Source organism: Bradyrhizobium guangdongense (assembly GCF_006483445.1).
Lineage (GTDB): Bacteria > Pseudomonadota > Alphaproteobacteria > Rhizobiales > Xanthobacteraceae > Bradyrhizobium > Bradyrhizobium guangdongense_A.
In genome coordinates this window covers 1-1,297 of record NZ_PPPT01000333.1, presented here as the reverse complement: position 1 = coordinate 1,297, position 1,297 = coordinate 1, and the positions used below count along the sequence as shown (strand labels likewise).

The window sequence follows — 1,297 nt, the reverse complement described above, 5'->3', positions numbered from 1 at the left end:
AAGCAGATCGTGCTCAACCCGCTGATCATGTCGGCCTGTTTTGGCGCGGCTGTCGCGGCACTGCATATCGAGCTGCCGGTGGCGCTCGATCGCACCATCACCTTTCTGCAGAATGCAGCGGCGCCGACCGCGCTGTTCGTGCTCGGCGTCACGGTCGCGCTGCGGCCCTTTGATCGTGTGCCGTGGGAGGTGCCCGGCGTGATCGCGGTGAAGCTTCTGGTCCATCCGCTTGCAGCGCTCGGCCTGATGCTCGCCTTTGGGCCGTTCGCGCAGCCCTGGGCCGCGACCGCCGTGCTGATGGCCTCGCTACCGCCGGCGCTGAACGTGTTCGTCATCGCGCGGCAAAACGATGCCTGGATCGAATCCGCCTCCGTCGCGGTGCTGCTGGGGACGTTTGCCTCCGTGGTCACGCTGACCAGCGTGATGTGGCTGATCCAGACCGGGCGGCTGGCCTTTCCTTAGCGCCGCCAGGTCGGCGCGAGGCCCTCGCGCATCGCGAGCCGACGCAACGGGCCGATCGCGCCGAGCAGGTGCATGCCGACCGCGCGTACCGGCTGCAGCGGCAGGAAATCGTTGAGCAGCGAGCGATTGGCCATGTCGATCACGAAGGTGCGGCTGACGATGTCGGGCCGCCGTGCCCGGTCGTAGCGCTTCAGCACGTCGGGTGCGCCGGGATCCTGGCCGTCCAGAATCGCGTCGCCGGCAAGGCGCGCAATGTCGGCAGCGTCCCGCAGGCCGAGATTGAGGCCCTGCGCGCCGATCGGGGGAACCACATGGGCGGCTTCGCCGATCAGCGCGATCCGGTCGCGTGCGAACGCGTCGGGGCGCTCGATCGCGAGTGGAAACAGATTGCGCCCGGGTTCCACATTCATGCGGCCGAGGATGGAGTGCGACTGCTTTTCGATCGCCGCCGAGAGTTCTTCATCGGAAAGCGCGCGGAGACGCTCGGCCTCAGTGGGTGCCGCGACCCACACGATGCTGCTGCGGTCGCCGGGCAGCGGCACGAACACGCAGGGGCCGTGCGGGGTGTGGAACTCGGTCGAGACATTTCGGTGTGGCCGGGAGTGGCCGACATTGAAGGTCAGCGCCGTCTGCTTGAGCTCGCGCCGCGTCACATTGATGCCGACCGCCTCGCGGCAGAGCGAGTGGCGGCCGTCCGCGCCGACCACGAGCCGCGCGCTGAGGAATTGTCCGGCGTTGGTGCGGATCGCGACGCTGTCGGCTTCGGGAACGACGCTCTCGGCCTCGTCATCGAAACGCGCGAGGTTCGGCAATTCCGCCGCGCGCTGCTCCAGCG

General features: G+C 68.5%; 2 protein-coding genes. One reads left to right on the top strand and one right to left on the bottom strand.

What is annotated here, in order from left to right:
- Window positions 1-462: AEC family transporter (locus tag C2U70_RS32590; protein ID WP_186294603.1), on the top strand; the 462-nt coding region annotated here is incomplete at its 5' end.
- Here the strand turns inward: C2U70_RS32590 and C2U70_RS32585 are convergent.
- Window positions 459-1,297, bottom strand: an 839-nt coding sequence (locus C2U70_RS32585) for an FAD-dependent monooxygenase (protein WP_140982872.1), incomplete at its 5' end; no start/stop codon positions are given. The two genes, C2U70_RS32590 and C2U70_RS32585, sit on opposite strands and share 4 nt — an antisense overlap.